This window comes from Mesorhizobium sp. L-8-3, from assembly GCF_016756615.1.
Classification (GTDB): Bacteria; Pseudomonadota; Alphaproteobacteria; order Rhizobiales; family Rhizobiaceae.
Genome location: NZ_AP023262.1, coordinates 5489466 through 5503870 on the forward strand (window position 1 = coordinate 5489466; position 14405 = coordinate 5503870).

15 protein-coding genes are annotated in these 14405 nt (G+C 63.4%); 7 read left to right on the plus strand and 8 right to left on the minus strand.

Features of this window, described 5'->3' with window-relative positions; all coding sequences use genetic code 11:
* Window positions 1-152 precede the first annotated feature (152 nt).
* From JN302_RS25455 to JN302_RS25465, 3 genes are read left to right on the plus strand one after another with little or no spacing between them, the layout of a single operon-like run.
* On the plus strand, window positions 153-692 hold the full coding sequence (locus JN302_RS25455) for a phage tail protein (RefSeq protein WP_202306725.1): 540 nt from the start codon (window positions 153-155) through the stop codon (window positions 690-692).
* 8 nt (window positions 693-700) lie between these two features.
* Complete coding sequence (locus JN302_RS25460) at window positions 701-1249, plus strand: phage tail protein (RefSeq protein WP_202306727.1); 549 nt, start codon at window positions 701-703, stop codon at window positions 1247-1249.
* Between the two features lie 48 nt (window positions 1250-1297).
* Window positions 1298-1837, plus strand: a complete 540-nt coding sequence (locus JN302_RS25465; RefSeq protein ID WP_202306729.1) for a phage tail protein — start codon at window positions 1298-1300, stop codon at window positions 1835-1837.
* Between the two features lie 149 nt (window positions 1838-1986).
* Here JN302_RS25465 and JN302_RS25470 read toward each other — a convergent pair whose 3' ends face one another.
* Window positions 1987-2286 carry a DUF6916 family protein gene (locus JN302_RS25470; RefSeq protein WP_202329574.1) on the minus strand — a complete coding sequence of 100 codons (300 nt, stop codon included), beginning with the start codon at window positions 2284-2286 and terminating at the stop codon, window positions 1987-1989.
* Window positions 2287-2399: 113 nt separating this feature from the next.
* Here JN302_RS25470 and JN302_RS25475 point away from each other — a divergent pair, with 113 nt between their 5' ends.
* Both JN302_RS25475 and JN302_RS25480 read left to right on the plus strand, forming a co-directional pair.
* Window positions 2400-2912, plus strand: a complete 513-nt coding sequence (locus JN302_RS25475; protein ID WP_202306733.1) for a GNAT family N-acetyltransferase — start codon at window positions 2400-2402, stop codon at window positions 2910-2912.
* Between the two features lie 305 nt (window positions 2913-3217).
* Complete coding sequence (locus tag JN302_RS25480; RefSeq protein WP_202329575.1) at window positions 3218-4474, plus strand: SAM-dependent methyltransferase; 1257 nt, start codon at window positions 3218-3220, stop codon at window positions 4472-4474.
* Here the strand turns inward: JN302_RS25480 and JN302_RS25485 are convergent.
* Together JN302_RS25485 and JN302_RS25490 are read right to left on the minus strand one after the other, a co-directional pair.
* Window positions 4462-4761: a hypothetical protein gene (locus JN302_RS25485; RefSeq protein WP_202306737.1), complete on the minus strand. Its 300-nt coding sequence runs from the start codon at window positions 4759-4761 to the stop codon at window positions 4462-4464. The genes JN302_RS25480 and JN302_RS25485 overlap by 13 nt on opposite strands.
* Window positions 4762-5042: 281 nt before the next feature.
* On the minus strand, window positions 5043-7019 hold the full coding sequence (locus JN302_RS25490) for a bifunctional 2',3'-cyclic-nucleotide 2'-phosphodiesterase/3'-nucleotidase (protein WP_202306738.1): 1977 nt from the start codon (window positions 7017-7019) through the stop codon (window positions 5043-5045).
* 341 nt (window positions 7020-7360) lie between these two features.
* Between JN302_RS25490 and JN302_RS25495 the strand changes: the two genes are divergently transcribed.
* Window positions 7361-7657, plus strand: coding sequence for a transposase (locus tag JN302_RS25495; protein WP_202329576.1), 297 nt, complete (start codon window positions 7361-7363; stop codon window positions 7655-7657).
* A gap of 630 nt (window positions 7658-8287) precedes the next feature.
* Here JN302_RS25495 and JN302_RS25500 read toward each other — a convergent pair.
* Window positions 8288-9559: an NAD(P)/FAD-dependent oxidoreductase gene (locus JN302_RS25500; protein ID WP_202329577.1), complete on the minus strand. Its 1272-nt coding sequence runs from the start codon at window positions 9557-9559 to the stop codon at window positions 8288-8290.
* A gap of 77 nt (window positions 9560-9636) precedes the next feature.
* On the minus strand, window positions 9637-10110 hold the full coding sequence (locus JN302_RS25505; RefSeq protein WP_202306744.1) for an Lrp/AsnC family transcriptional regulator: 474 nt from the start codon (window positions 10108-10110) through the stop codon (window positions 9637-9639).
* Between the two features lie 156 nt (window positions 10111-10266).
* Here JN302_RS25505 and ald point away from each other — a divergent pair, with 156 nt between their 5' ends.
* Entirely contained in the window at window positions 10267-11382 is a 1116-nt protein-coding gene (ald, locus tag JN302_RS25510; RefSeq protein ID WP_202329578.1) for an alanine dehydrogenase, read from the plus strand.
* 81 nt (window positions 11383-11463) lie between these two features.
* Here ald and JN302_RS25515 read toward each other — a convergent pair whose 3' ends face one another.
* The 3 genes from JN302_RS25515 to JN302_RS25525 all read right to left on the minus strand — a co-directional run bounded on the left by JN302_RS25515 (window position 11464) and on the right by JN302_RS25525 (window position 14404).
* Window positions 11464-12420, minus strand: a complete 957-nt coding sequence (locus JN302_RS25515; RefSeq protein WP_202306746.1) for a nucleoside hydrolase — start codon at window positions 12418-12420, stop codon at window positions 11464-11466.
* A gap of 25 nt (window positions 12421-12445) precedes the next feature.
* Window positions 12446-13273 carry a nucleoside phosphorylase gene (locus JN302_RS25520; protein ID WP_202306747.1) on the minus strand — a complete coding sequence of 276 codons (828 nt, stop codon included), beginning with the start codon at window positions 13271-13273 and terminating at the stop codon, window positions 12446-12448.
* A gap of 153 nt (window positions 13274-13426) precedes the next feature.
* Window positions 13427-14404 (minus strand): ABC transporter substrate-binding protein, encoded by a 978-nt coding sequence (locus JN302_RS25525; protein ID WP_244743608.1) that lies wholly within the window; start codon window positions 14402-14404, stop codon window positions 13427-13429.
* Between the last annotated feature and the right edge of the window lies 1 nt (window position 14405).

The following is a 14405-nucleotide window of genomic DNA, read 5'->3' on the forward strand; positions in this document are numbered from 1 at the left end:
CCGATCGGACGCCGCCCTCATCAATTCGCACGAATAAATTTACCTTATTCTCCGGTCCCTAGATTGAACGGGAAAAGCGAGTGACGTAAGGTGATCTCATCCAGCCAGGCTTCAGCAAATCCGAAGCATATGTTCGACCCGAGGGAAGTGCGATGAGCGATCCTTATATCGGAGAAATTCGTCTCTTTGCCGGCAATTTCGCACCCGCCGGATGGGCACTCTGTCAGGGTCAGCTCATGCCCATTGCGGAGAACGACGCGCTGTTCACGCTGATCGGGACCACATATGGCGGCGACGGGCAGCAAACCTTCGCATTGCCCGATCTGCAGGGACGCGTCCCCCTGCATCAGGGCACGCTTGCCGGCAACACCTATGTAATCGGCGAGAGAAGCGGGACCGAGAGTGTCACACTGACCACCACCCAATTGCCGATCCACAATCACCGCGTCGGCTCGACCGGCCAGCCCGGGACCACCGGCACGCCGTCGTCCTCGACGATCGTTGCCGACGAGGGCCCGGCCAACATCGCGTCCGTGTTTGCCTATCAACCCTTCGACGGCACGAATCAGGTGCAGATCAGCGCCGCATCCGTCAGCCAGGTCGGAGGCAACCAGCCGCATGACAACATGCAGCCCTATCTGACGCTCAACTACATTATCTCGCTTTTCGGTATTTTTCCGAGCCAGAGCTGAGGCCCGACATGTCATCTCCCTTCGTCGCGGAAATCCGTATCTTCCCCTACAATTTCGCCCCGACCGGCTGGGCGCTCTGCAACGGGCAATTGATGCCGATATCGCAGAACACGGCGCTGTTCTCCCTGCTCGGCACGAACTATGGCGGCGACGGCAAGTCCACGTTCGGACTACCGAATCTCGCAGGCTCCGTCGCCATCGGCCAGGGCCAGGGGCCCGGGCTCTCGAATTACGACCTCGGCCAGGTCGGCGGCGAGCCGAACGTGACGCTGCTTACCCAGGAAATGCCCTCCCACAACCACAGCCTGAACTGCACGAGCACGGTCGCCACCGTCACCGCCTCAGACGGGGCCCAGCTTGCCAAGGGGCAGAAGGGCAATTTTCAGAGCGGTATCACGCAGGTCCAGCTCTACAGCGCCAATCAGGCGACGACGACGCTCAACCCGGCTTCCGCGGTCAGCACCGCGGGATCGACGATGCCGCACAACAACATGATGCCTTACCTCACGTTGAACTACTGCATCGCATTGCAGGGGGTCTTCCCGCCCCGCCCCTGATCGCGGGCGGGAACTCTGCTGCCGGTCTATTCCAGGGAGTCATGAACGATGGGCACGCCGTATCTGGGCGAAATAAAGATGATACCGTGGAACTTCCCTCCGAAGGGATGGGCCTTCTGCAACGGGCAGCTGTTGCCCATCAACCAGAACCAGGCGCTTTTCTCGCTGCTCGGCACGAATTTCGGCGGCAACGGTCAGACGACCTTTGGCCTGCCTGACCTGCGCGGCAGGGTCGCGGTCCATGCCAGCGGCGGCAACCCGGGCACCGTCGCGGGAGAGCCGAGCCACACGTTGACGATGGGGGAAATGCCGACCCACAACCATTTCATCAATGTCGACGCGGCTACGGCAGCCACTTCCAACACCAATACCCCGGCTTCCGGAACCGTTCTTGGCCAGTCCACCGGCAAACCGCCGCAGGGCGCGAGTTTTCCTGTGCAGATGTATGGCGAGGGCGCGCCTGTCGCGAATCTCGCTGCCGCGACCATCGGCAACTCGGGCGGGAGCCAGCCGCACAGCAATATGCAGCCCTATCTGGCCATCAATTTCGTCATTGCGCTCCAGGGCGTCTTCCCGTCGCGCAACTAAAGCATGTCTCCCGAAAGTGTGCCGCGGTTTCGGGATAAAGACATGCGCAAAATCAAGTGGCTGCAGCGTGTCGCGTGAAGCCTTTCGCGCGACACGCTGTAGCCGGCCTCGATCCAAGGATCGGACGACCATTCGCGCGCCGGTCGGCTTCAGTTGAAAGCGGCCTGATAGTTCTGCCGGTCGCTCTGCACCGTATGGACCGGCATCAGATAAAGATCGAACGACGATCTATCCTCGATCTGGAGCGTGTACAGCCCCTCGCGCATCACCTCGCCCGGCGGCCCGCGAAAGATCAGGTTGAACGGCTGGCGCGCCGTTCGATCCTTCTCCCAACCCTCCAGTTGACGCACATCCACCTGCTCCAGGATGAAAGGATGCGGCCAGCCATGCACGCGAAAAGGCTTGCTCACATGGGGAAAAAAATGCTCGGGCGTAAGCTGCTCGGTCACGGGGCCAGGCTCCAGCGGAAAGTGCCGGCCACTATGACGCGCGGCCTCCCGGCTTGCAAATGGTGGCAGCTTTCAGTCATCGGTAGCAACACCTGTCGCCAGGGATTCGTCTCGTGAGCGGCACCTTCCTTGTCCGGTCGCCGGAAGGATTGCTTCGGCTGCGGCCCGAGCGGGACGAAGACGAAGCATTCCGCTACCGTCTCTTCTGCGAGTCGCGAACGAAAGAGTGGGACCCGGTGCGGTCCAACGCCGTCTTGTTCGAACAGCTCATGCAGCATCAGTTCAGGGCCCAGACTGTCGGCTACCGCAGTCAGTTTCCCAAGGCGCGGTTCGACATCGTCGAACTCGATGGCCGGCCGATCGGGCGGGTCGTGGTCGACCGGCCGGGCACGATGATCCATGTCGTCGATCTCGCGATCGTGCCCTCGCTGCGCAATCGCGGAATCGGGACGGCAATGATGCAAAGCGTCATCGACGAGGCCCAGCACTCGGGTGTTCCAATCCAGCTCTATGTGTCGTCGGAAAACGACCCGTCATTGCGGCTCTATCTTCGCCTGGGTTTTGCGCCGATCGTATCCCACCCCTCCTACATCTTGCTTGAACGACAGCCCGGCGGGGACCGATAGCATCCGTTTCCCCGCAGTGCGGTCCTGCGCCCAGCAAGCCGGTTCCCTTCCTTCCCGCCGCAGTCGCCAGCGGCCCGGCGAAGCCCGGTCGCTTCCCGTGCGGCCTGGCTGTGCATCCCACTTGAAGTTCTCCCTCATGGCTGGAAATATGGTTGTGGGGATCCGTGGGGAACACCGGAATCGTGATCTGAGGGACACATATCCAGGTGCCCTTGGCCGTCGCGACGGTTCGGCGGTCATGGAGCCCGGCCGGCATCGGCGGACCAGGAGGCGTAGGGCGCCGAGGCGCCTATCGGGATGACGACATGGTGAAGAATCCGAACAAGGCGTTCGTTCTGGCCGATGCAGTGCGGCTCGACGCAAGCAATTTCGCGCAGGCCGCGAAGGGCCTGCCCGCGAGGGCACGCATGGTTCTTTCAGCCGCGCAAGGGCTCGCCCGCGGCTCGCTGCGCATAAGGACGCCCGACGGCCGCGCCTTCCTGGTCGGCGGCAACGCTCCGGGCCCCGATGCGGAAGTGATCCTGCACAATTGGAACCTGCCGACCAAGGCCTTCGCCGGCGGGACGATCGGCGTCGCGGAATCCTATATGGACGGCGACTGGGACAGCCCCGACGTGACGACGTTCCTCGAGCTTTTCGTCGTCAATGTCGAAGCCGGCGAGCAGGTGGCCGGCGGCGCCAACTGGTTCCTCACCGCCGTTCAGAGGCTGCGCCACTGGCTGAACGAGAACACGCGCTCGGGCTCGAAGCGCAACATCTCGGCCCACTACGACCTCGGCAATGCCTTTTACAGGCAGTGGCTCGATCCGAGCATGACCTATTCGTCGGCGCTCTACATCACGGGAGCCAACGACCTGGAAAGCGCGCAGGCCGCCAAGTACCGGGCCCTCGCCCGGGACACCGGCATCAGCCACGGCGACCACGTCCTGGAGATCGGCTGCGGCTGGGGCGGCTTCGCCGAGTTCGCGGCGCGCGAGATCGGGTGCAAGGTGACGGGCCTGACCATCTCGAAGGAACAGCACGACTTCGCACGCAAGCGCATCGCCGAGGCCGGGCTCTCCGACAAGGTCGAGATCAAACTGCAGGACTACCGCGACGAGACCGGCAAATATGACCGGATCGCCTCGATCGAGATGTTCGAGGCCGTCGGAGAGAAATACTGGCCGGTGTTCTTCGGCAAGGTCCGGGACTGCCTGAAGGCCGGCGGCACGGCGGGCATGCAGATCATCACCATCAACGAGGCAGCCTTCAAGCTCTACCGGAAGCGGCCGGATTTCATCCAGCGCTACGTCTTCCCGGGCGGCATGCTGCCCACGCCTGCCCTGCTCAGATCGCTCGGCGCCGATCACGGCCTGTCGCATCTGCGCGAGCGGGTCTTCGCCCAGGACTACGCCCGTACGCTCGCCGAGTGGCGCAGCCGCTTCTGGTCGTCCTGGGAGAAAATCGTGCCGCTGGGCTTCGACGACCGCTTCAAGAAGCTGTGGGAGTTCTATCTCCACTACTGCGAAGCCGGCTTCCGCGCCGAGTACATCGACGTGAGACAGGTCGTCTACAAGGCCTGATTCGCCGCCTCCCTGCCATCGAATGGCCATTCATTCATCCTAATCGCTATCGGCGAAACGATGGCGACGTGTGCGGCCGCCACGATGGGCGGGTGACTACGGGGCCACGCGGTGATGAGCAGATCCTGGAACTTCTTGCTGGCGCTGGCCGCCTGCGGCAGCTTGGTTGCGCCCACGGGCTGCACCCGCACGTCGGACGGCTCGGTCGTCATGTCGACGCCGGCGATGCCCAGTCTGTTCGGCCGCAGCGCCAGCCGGGAGACGATCGCCCCGGACCAACGCAGCATGGCGCTCGCCGAATTGCCTCCCGCCACAACTCCCGCGCCACAGCCCCCGAGCCGTGCAACTGTTTCGTCGCAATTGGGAAGCTGGAAGGTTCAGACCGTCAAGCCCCCCTTCGAGAGAACCGATCCGGACAAGCCGCTCAACTGCCGCTACCAGACGTCCGCCCAGGGCCGGGTCGGGATGACCTGCCTCTGACCTGTTGCCGCGCTCCATCCCATGGGCAAGCGCCAGGGGCAGTGAGTCGACGGCGGCCGCCGGGAAAGGCCGCCGTCGTTTCGGATGCTCAGAGCGCAATCCGATACTTTGCGAAGCCGTCTGCGCCCTCACCCGCAGGCTCGATCTTCACGGCCTTGACGTCGGCGATGAAGTCCTTCGCCTTGGGGCCGGTCTCGAACAGCACCGTCGTGCCCGGCATCGGCACGAAGGACCAGTTAGCGTCGGCCGACGGGTTGATGGTGCCCTGATCGACGATGTAGCGCACGATCACGTCGCGATTGGTATCGGGCGCCTCGAAGATCACCTTGGACGCGTTGATCTCCGGGAAGTTGCCGCCACCGCCGGCGCGATAGTTGTTGGTGGCGACCACGAACCTGGCGGCCGGGTCGATCGGCTTGCCGTCGAAGGCAAGGTCGACGATGCGGTTCGAACTCGCGTTCAGAACCGCGCCCTTCGGGTCGTATTTGGGCGGCTGCGATAGGTCGATCCTGTAGGTCACGCCGTCGATCACGTCGAAGTTGAAGGCCGGGAAGTCGGCATTGATCAGCGCCTGGTCGGACTTGCCGGGCTCGATGTGCTTGAAGATGCCCGCCGACATCTCCAGCCATTCCTTGACCTGGGCGCCAGATATCTCCACCGCCCGCACGGTGTTCGGATAGAGGTAGAGATCGGCGACGTTCTTGATCGCCACGTCGCCGGCCGGCACATCCGTGTAATATTCCGGACCGCCGCGCCCACCCGACTTGAAGGGCGCCGCTGCCGACAGCACCGGCAGGTCCTTCCATTGGGACTCCTTGAGCAGATCCTTGACGTACCAGGTCTGCGCCTGGGACACGATCTGGACCGAAGGATCGTCCGCGACGAGCGCGAAATAGGAATAGAGCGGCGCCGAGGTCTTGCCGACCGGCCGGCGTACATAAGCGAGCGTGGCCTCGTGATCCTCCTTCAACGCGTCGAGCAGCCTCTGGTCGTCGCCGACCACCGCCTTGTTCTTGTTGTCGACGCGTTCGAAGATCGGCCGCGCCTCCGACGTGGCGGAAACGATCTTCCAGCTGTTGCCGTCTCGCTCGAGCAGGAAGTCGATGAGGCCCATATGCGAACCCCAGAAGCCGCCCATGACGGCGGGCTTGCCCTGCAGCGTACCCTTCGCCGCATCGACGCCCTCCAGATCCTGGAAGTCCTTCTTGCCGGGGAAGACCAGATGCTGATGGCCGGTGAAGACGGCGTCGATGCCCTCCACGCCGGCGACGAAGAAGGAGGCATTCTCCATCATGTCGCCCTGCTTGTTGTCGATGCCGGAATGCGAGAGCGCGATGACGATGTCGGCGCCCTCCTCCTTCATCTGCGGCACCCAGGCCTTGGCGGCCTCGACGATGTCGCGGGTGATCACATTGCCGGCGAGGTTCTTGGAATCCCAGATCATGATCTGCGGCGGCACGAAACCGATGACGCCGATCTTGATCGGATGTTCGGCGCCGGCACCGTCCTTGATCTTCTTTTCGACGAGCAGATAGGGCTTCAAATAAAGCTTGTCGTCGCGCGGATTGGAGGCGAGCGTCGTGCCGCGCACGAGATTTGCGCAGACGAAGGGGAAGTTCGCGCCGGCAAGCACCTTGTCCATGAAGGAGAGGCCGTAGTTGAACTCGTGGTTGCCCAGCGTCGAAACCTCGTAGCCGAGCATGTTCATGCCCTTCATGACAGGGTGGACGTCACCCTCCTTCATGCCCTTCTCATAGGCGATGTAGTCGCCCATCGGGTTGCCCTGCAGCAGGTCGCCATTGTCGACCAGCATGGAATTGGTCGCTTCCTTCCGCACCGAATCGATGAGCGAGGCGGTGCGCGACAGTCCCATCGTGTCGTTGGGCTTGTCGGCATAATAATCGTAGGGCAGCACGTTCACATGGATGTCGGTGGTCTCCATGATCCTCAGATGCGCCTGGTTGGCCTGGGCGCGCGCCGAGAAGGGATGCAGCATCACGAAGGCCGTCGCGGCGGACCCCGCAAGGAAGGTTCGGCGCGACAAGGATGCAAGCGGCAACGACATGGTCTTTTTCTCCCATTGATGACGGCGACCAGAATTTCCGGCCGAAATCAGAAGTTTCGCGCCGATCCTTCTGCAAGTCCAGCAGGAAGCCATGACAGGCGAATGAATATTCGCCGGCGCACGATCTCCGAAGATGAAAACCTGGCGCTTGGTGCCAGAGCCGTAGGCGCGCAGCAAGTGAAAGGTGTGACAATTGGTCCGTTGAAGTCCATGAAAATGCTCCTTCATTCGCGCTCCTACGGTACCGCGCCACGGTTGCGCGCCCGGACGCACTTTGGAGGCATGATGTGGATGGCGCGTGCCGGGGCGCAATAGCGTCGTCTGCCTGGAGGGTACGGCAAATGCACAGCGGCTTTCGCCGCTACCGCCCGCTCGGCTTCGTGCTGACGCCTGACCAAACGCACGACACGCAGGGCGGTGCGCTCCTGATCGCTGACCGCATCGAGGCGACGCTCGCAGACAAGGGCTATGGCGCAGGTGCGACCCGCGAGGAAATTGCCAAGGCCGAGGTGGAAGCCGTCATCCCGGCAACCGCCGCAACCCGCCCCAGCATGGCCAAAGCAAATACAGATGGCGCAACCAGATCGACCGCCTTTCAACAAGCTCAAGAATTGGCGCCTGATCGCCACTCGATGTGACAAAACCAATAAGTCATACCTCGGTGTCGTCGTCGCCGCTATCAAACTATGGATGGCCTTTGTCCACCAGACCCAGGGAGACGTTGACACGAGGTGCGAAAAAGCAACGCCAATAAAGCTGATTAGTTATGACGTATGTATTCTCGCAGATGTGGTATTGGTCATCCGGGGACTCCTGTACACGATCCCGTGGGATGGTGAAATTATGCGGCAAGTAAGTGTATCCGCCATCGGTCCTGTACCGCACCGAAGACCGAGGTATGGCGCGGCAGTCAGAACTACCGCAACACTTGAATTTCGTCTGCGGGTCAATCTTGTCTTCGTACCAATCATGGGCGTTAGCGGCTGTTGCGGCGGCGATACACATTGCCGTGAAGAACGACCTTCGCATGGCATTCCTCCAGTATTTGGCAGGCGCTGCCCGTTCGAGCGTCTATGTATATTAGCGCTCCATCAAGAATACCATTGACTCCAACGGACTAACGCCACTTCAGCAAGCGACACTCGCAACTGAAAGACCGCATTGGGTCATGAGTGCGGGTCTGGCAGTATCAGACGAACAGCCAATCGGGGTCGGACCAGGTCTTCCACCAGGTACCAACCGCCAGATTTCCGCCACCAGGGGCGGCTTCAGCCTTTGTCCGCGTCGCCCTGCGTGATCAGGCGCGCACTGCGCTGCCCGGTCACATAGATCCACAGCCAGCTCAACGAGACTGCGAGGCGGTTGCGCAAGCCGATCAGGAAATAGATGTGAGCAAGGCCCCAGACCCACCAGGCAATCCGGCCGGTGAGCCGAATCCACCCGAAATCGATCACGGCGGCCCGCTTGCCGATCGTGGCGAGATCGCCGTCGTGTCGGTAGCGGAACGGCTGCGGTGTCCTATCGCCGCCAAGACGCCTGCGGATGGTCAGGGCCACATGCCTGCCTTGCTGCTTGGCAGCCGGCGCGACGCCGGGCACCGGCTTGCCGTCCGGGCGCTCGACATGAGCGGTATCGCCGATGGCGAAGATATCGGCATGGCCGGGCAACGTCAGATCGGGCTGGACGATCACACGCCCGGCGCGGTCGGACGTGACACCCAGCCATTCGGCGGCCGGCGATGCGGCAACGCCGGCGGCCCAGATGATGGTGCGCGCATGCAGGCGCCGGCCGCCGAAGACCACACCGTCGCTGTCGCATTCGGTGACGGGCCGGCCGAGTTCTACAGTAACGCCCAGCCGCTCCAATGCAGCCTTCGCATAGGCCGACAAGTTCGGCCGGAAATTCGACAATATGCGATCGCCCGCCTCGATAAGCACCACGCGCGTCTCGCGTGTGTCGATGTTGCGGAACTCGCCGCGCAGCGTCTCATGGGCGAGTTCCGCGATGGTGCCGGCAAGCTCCACCCCCGTCGGCCCGCCGCCGATGATGGCAAGGGTCAGCAATGCCCGACGTTTTTCCGGATCAGCCTCCCATTCCGCCTGTTCGAAGGCGTTCAGGATAGCGCGCCGGATCGTGGTCGCATCCTCGATGGTCTTCAGGCCGGGCGCCAAGGGCTCCCATTCGTCATGGCCGAAATAGGCATGGCGTGCACCGGTCGCCAGCACCAGCGTGTCGTAGGCTACGGAGCGGTCGTCGCCGAGCAGAACGCGCTTGTCCGCGGCGTCAACGCCTGCGACCTGGCCGAGCAGCGTCGTCACGTCCCTTCGCCTGCGCAGGAGATGGCGCACCGGCCAGGCGATCTCCGACGTCGCGAGCGAAGTGGTGGCGACCTGATAGAGCAGAGGCTGGAACAGGTGATGATTGCGCTGGTCGATTACCGTCACGCGGACCGGCGCACCGTCGAGCGCGCGCGTGCATTCCAGCCCGCCGAATCCCGCTCCCACGATGACGACGTGATGCGTTCCGGACCCTGCAGCCATGACGATGCTCCCGATATCCGGGCCGCATCTAGATCACGCTCACCAGCAGCTCGTCAAATCCGGGCGATCACCGATCGTCATGCCATTTCCGGCTTGAGGCCGAGCGCGGTGCGGTCGATCACTTCGCGCAGGGCGAAGGACGAATTGATCTTGGTCACATGCGGCATGGCCGACAGCCATTCCTTGTGGATCCGCTCGTAGTCGGCCAGGTCACGTGCCGCGACCCGCAATATGTAGTCGTATTCGCCCGACATAAGGTGACAGGACAGGATGTTCGGGCAACGCTTCACCGCCCCTTCGAAGTCGGACAGCGTCTTCTCGAACTGGCCGGACAGGGATATGTGCACGATCGCCGTCATCTGATGGCCGAGTGCCGCGTTGGAGAGCCGGGCGTGGTAGCCACGCACAACGCCGGTCTTCTCCAGGTTGTCGAGTCGGCGCGAGCATGCCGATTGCGACAGGCCTACCCGCTCGGCCAGCGCCGCGTTGGAGATGCGTCCGTCCTTCTGCAACGTGTCGAGAATGGCGATATCGATCCTGTCGAGCGACATTCTTCGTAGATCCTTCGAATTTCTGACAATATGATGCAAGGAATAGCGAAGAATTGCCGTTTCAGCAACCGCAATCGCAAACACATGCGATGCGATCCGTGTTTAATTGTGGCATCAGGGAACGGGCCCCAACAGGCCGGATGAGGAGAACACGATATGCGCGTCGGATGCCCGAAGGAAATCAAGAACCACGAATATCGGGTCGGGATGACGCCGGGTTCCGTCCGGGAATATGTCAGCCACGGCCATGAGGTGCTGATCGAAAGCGGCGCCGGTGCCGGCATCGGCGCCGACGACAATGCCTATCACGCAGCAGGCGCCAGGATCGTCAAGACCGCCGAGGAAGTCTTCGCCAAGTCCGATATGATCGTGAAGGTGAAGGAGCCGCAGCCCAACGAATGGGTGCAATTGCGCGAGGACCAGATCCTCTACACCTATCTGCACCTCGCGCCCGATCCTGACCAGACCAAGGGGCTGCTCGCCTCCGGCGTGACCGCGATCGCCTATGAGACCGTCACCGACGACCGCGGCGGCCTGCCGCTGCTCGCGCCGATGTCGGAAGTGGCCGGCCGACTGGCGATCCAGGCCGGCGCCACCGCGCTTCAGAAGGCCAATGGCGGACGCGGCGTGCTGCTCGGCGGCGTGCCCGGCGTGCTACCCGGGAAGGTCGCCGTGATCGGCGGCGGCGTGGTCGGCCTGCACGCCGCCAAGATGGCAGTCGGTCTCGGCGCCGACGTCACCATCATCGACCGTTCCATCCCGCGCCTGCGCCAGCTCGACGACATCTTCAACGGCCGTGTCCACACCCGCTACTCGACCGTCGAGGCGCTCGAAGACGAGTGCTTCTCCGCCGACGTCGTGGTCGGCGCCGTGCTCATCCCGGGCGCCGCCGCGCCGAAGCTCGTCACCCGCGAGATGCTGTCGGGCATGAAGAAGGGCGCCGTGCTCGTCGACGTCGCAATCGACCAGGGCGGCTGCTTCGAGACCTCGCACGCCACCACTCACGCCCAGCCCACCTACGAGGTCGACGGCATCATCCATTACTGCGTCGCCAACATGCCGGGCGCGGTTCCCGTCACCTCGGCCCATGCGCTCAACAATGCCACGCTGCACTACGGACTGCAGCTTGCCGACAAGGGCCTGAAGGCGCTGGTCGACGATCCGCATCTGAGGAACGGTCTCAACGTCCACAAGGGCAAGATCACCAATCGCGCGGTCGCAGAATCGCTGGGCTACGAGATGGCCGAGCCGAAGGCCGTGCTGGCCGCCTGACTGCCCGCAAGAACTCCTCCCGCTGCCCGCCGGTCATCGCCGGCGGGCTTTTTCGTGCGTGACGAAGGTTCCCAGCGGCCCTCAAGACGAGCACGACAATGTGTCGAGGATCAACTGTCTGACGCCCAGGGCATCGACCGAAACCGCGACGTCCTGATCCGGCGCCGCGTCCCAGGCGCCAGGCGGGTAAGGGGTCATGCGGTCCATCTGGACCGTCTGGCCGGCGGCCACGCCCTGCGTGGCGACGCGTATCGGCCCTCGCCTGGTCTGGAAAAGCGATCGGTCCACGACGAAGGCGGCGGCCGAGGAATCGTGAACATAGAAGCCGTCTACACCAAAGCGCATATGATAGTGCCGATAGCCGCGCGTGGATTCGACGATGAAACGAGCCGCCTCCCCGCCAACGGCCAACCGATCGAGAGAGGCCGGTCCCATCACCACCTGGCGGGTCACATCCAGTCCGACCGCTGTCACCGGCCATTCGGTGCCGAAAACGATGTCGGCGGCGTGTGGATCGCCAATGATGTTGGCCTCGGCGACCGGTGTGACGTTGCCGTTGGGACCCGCGAGGCCGAATGCCCCGCCCATGACCACCACCTCCTTGACGAGGCCGGCGATATCGGGCGCCTCGGCAAGCGCCATCGCAAGATTGGTCAGCCTGCCAACCGCAACGATGGAGATCTGCCCCTCCTGCTGCCGGACCAGATCGATGATGAAGCGATGCGCCGGCCTCGGATCCGGCCCGGGCAGGTCTTCGATTTCCAGCAGCATGTCTCCCAGGCCGTTGCGCCCGTGGACGTGAACGGGAGGCGGAGACGGCTCCGCCTCGAGCGCGCGGCCGGCGCCCCTGGCGACCGGGGCGTCGATGCCGAATCGCCGCTTGAGATAGAGCGCGTTGCGGGTCACCGTGTCGATGTCGGCATTGCCGAAGACGGTGGTGATCCCGACGAGATCGACCGTCCGGCAGGCGTTGAGAAAAAGGAGCGCGGCGGCATCGTCGACACCGGGATCCGTATCGAATATGACTTTGGTCGGCATCGCCCCGCGTCCGTTCCCGGCGGTGTCAGGCCGCAAGAGAGGGGAAGAAATGCGGCTTGCCCGCTGCCTTCTTCCTGGCGTCCCAACCGGCGAGGATGACCACGGCACGGCTGGCGACGGCACAGCAGCGCTTGATCGATTCCGCGGAATCGGCGCGCTGGCGGGTGACGCGGTTGGCCCCGACCGAGCAGATCATGCCGCCTCTGAAGCCGAAGAGTTGAGCAAGCGTGAAGATCGTCGCGGCCTCCATCTCGAAATTCGCGACCTTGGCGCGCGTCAGGTCCTCGATGACGTGGTTCATCCGCGACTGCCAGAAGCCGCCGGGCATCGGATTGACCTCGCCGGCATAGAAGCTGTCCACGCTGGCCGCGAGCCCGAGATGGTAGCGCTCACCCATTTCCTCGGCCGCTTCGATCAGGGCCATCAGCACCTCGTGGTTGGCAACCGCCGGATAGGACTTGTCGACATAAGCATCGACGGTGCCGGTCAGGCGAAGGGCGCCGGTGGAAATGACCAGGTCACCCGGCTCGATCTCCGGCTGCAGGGCCGCGCAGGAACCGACGCGGATGAATGTGTCGGCGCCGCAGTTCGACAGCTCCACGACAGCGATGTCTGTGGACGGGCCGCCGACGCCGTGCGAGCAAGCGGTGATGTCGACACCGTCGAGCTTGCCGCGCGCCGTCCTGTATTCGCGGAAGTGCGCGACCTCTTCATAGCTGTCCCAGCTGCTGCCGACGACCGGCACCCGGCCGGGGTCGCCCGGGGTCAGCACGTAGCGCGAGATGTCGCCCGGCTTGATCTTCAGATGCATCTGGACGCCGCCGGGATGGATGGGGGTATGCTGTACATTCATGGTCTCTTGCTTCCTCGAAAAGGCTTGTTCCAACGGCCTGGATGCCGACGCATCCAGGCGGCGCGGCCCGTCCGGGCCGCTTGGCTTTCCGCGCCAACGGGCGTGGGCCACGCCGTCGCGCGTTCCAACGGTCGATCTCATTGACCGTTGGTATTACCGGGCGGCGATGAACTCGGTCGAATAGAGCTTGTCGACGTCGAGATCGCCCTTCAGGCCACCGAATTCGCGCAACGTCTCGACGGTCTCCTTCACGACAGCGGGATCGAAGGAGCAGGTGCCGTTCTTCCTGGAGTAGTCGGTGTAGACATAGCTCTCCTGCAGCGCGAGCTGGGCCGTCTGCTGCACGGGATCGAGCTGATTGTTCAAGGCGACGACGGTCGCGACGGTCTCGTCCTTGTGCTGGTAGGCGTAGTCGTAGCCCTTCTTCGTCGCGGCGACGAAACGCTTCACGAGATCGGGGTTCTCCTCCACCGTCTTGCGCGTCGTGAAGACGACTTCGAGGTAGGCGCTCACGCCGTAGTCCGAAGGCAGGATGACGGAAGTCTTCTTGCCCTTCAGCTCGATCGCGACGGCCTCGTTGATGGCGAAGCCGGTCTTGGCGTCCACCGAGCCGTTCATCAGCAGTTCCGAACTGGGTGAGACCACGAGGCTGATCTGATCGAGGGGAACGCCGGCTTTCGCCAGCATGGCCTTGGTCAGCACCCAGGGCCCGCCTTCATTGTAGGCGAGCTTCTTGCCGGCAAGATCGGCCGGCTCTTTGATATCGGACGAAGCCAGCGCGATGACGCCGCCCGCGTGGCGCTGGAAGCATGCTGCGACCATCACGAGGTCCATGCCGTTGGCCGCACCCAGCGCGATCTGACCGACGTCGTTGGTGCCGAACGTGTTGGCGCCCGAAGCCACCAGCGCGGTCGAATTGAGGTTCGGGCCGCCGGGCATGATCTCGACATTGAGGCCGGCCTCGTCGTAGAAGCCCTTGTTCTTGGCCATGATATAGCCGGCCGACTGGACGTTGAGCAGCCACGGCAGGCGCAGCGAGATGTCGTCGGCCGCGGATGTCGCATGGCCGGATGCGGCGATGCAGGCGCTGGAAAGAAGGGCTGAAGCAAACAATCTGCGAAGGCTCTTCATC

Coding starts and splice junctions, on each gene's coding strand:
- JN302_RS25455 (WP_202306725.1), top strand. CDS start 153: ATGAGCGATCCTTATATCGGAGAAATTCGTCTCTTTGCCGGCAATTTC.
- JN302_RS25460 (WP_202306727.1), top strand. CDS start 701: ATGTCATCTCCCTTCGTCGCGGAAATCCGTATCTTCCCCTACAATTTC.
- JN302_RS25465 (WP_202306729.1), top strand. CDS start 1,298: ATGGGCACGCCGTATCTGGGCGAAATAAAGATGATACCGTGGAACTTC.
- JN302_RS25480 (WP_202329575.1), top strand. CDS start 3,218: ATGGTGAAGAATCCGAACAAGGCGTTCGTTCTGGCCGATGCAGTGCGG.
- JN302_RS25485 (WP_202306737.1), bottom strand. CDS start 4,761: ATGCTGCGTTGGTCCGGGGCGATCGTCTCCCGGCTGGCGCTGCGGCCG.
- JN302_RS25490 (WP_202306738.1), bottom strand. CDS start 7,019: ATGTCGTTGCCGCTTGCATCCTTGTCGCGCCGAACCTTCCTTGCGGGG.
- JN302_RS25495 (WP_202329576.1), top strand. CDS start 7,361: ATGCACAGCGGCTTTCGCCGCTACCGCCCGCTCGGCTTCGTGCTGACG.
- JN302_RS25500 (WP_202329577.1), bottom strand. CDS start 9,559: ATGGCTGCAGGGTCCGGAACGCATCACGTCGTCATCGTGGGAGCGGGA.
- JN302_RS25505 (WP_202306744.1), bottom strand. CDS start 10,110: ATGTCGCTCGACAGGATCGATATCGCCATTCTCGACACGTTGCAGAAG.
- ald (WP_202329578.1), top strand. CDS start 10,267: ATGCGCGTCGGATGCCCGAAGGAAATCAAGAACCACGAATATCGGGTC.
- JN302_RS25515 (WP_202306746.1), bottom strand. CDS start 12,420: ATGCCGACCAAAGTCATATTCGATACGGATCCCGGTGTCGACGATGCC.
- JN302_RS25520 (WP_202306747.1), bottom strand. CDS start 13,273: ATGAATGTACAGCATACCCCCATCCATCCCGGCGGCGTCCAGATGCAT.
- JN302_RS25525 (WP_244743608.1), bottom strand. CDS start 14,404: ATGAAGAGCCTTCGCAGATTGTTTGCTTCAGCCCTTCTTTCCAGCGCC.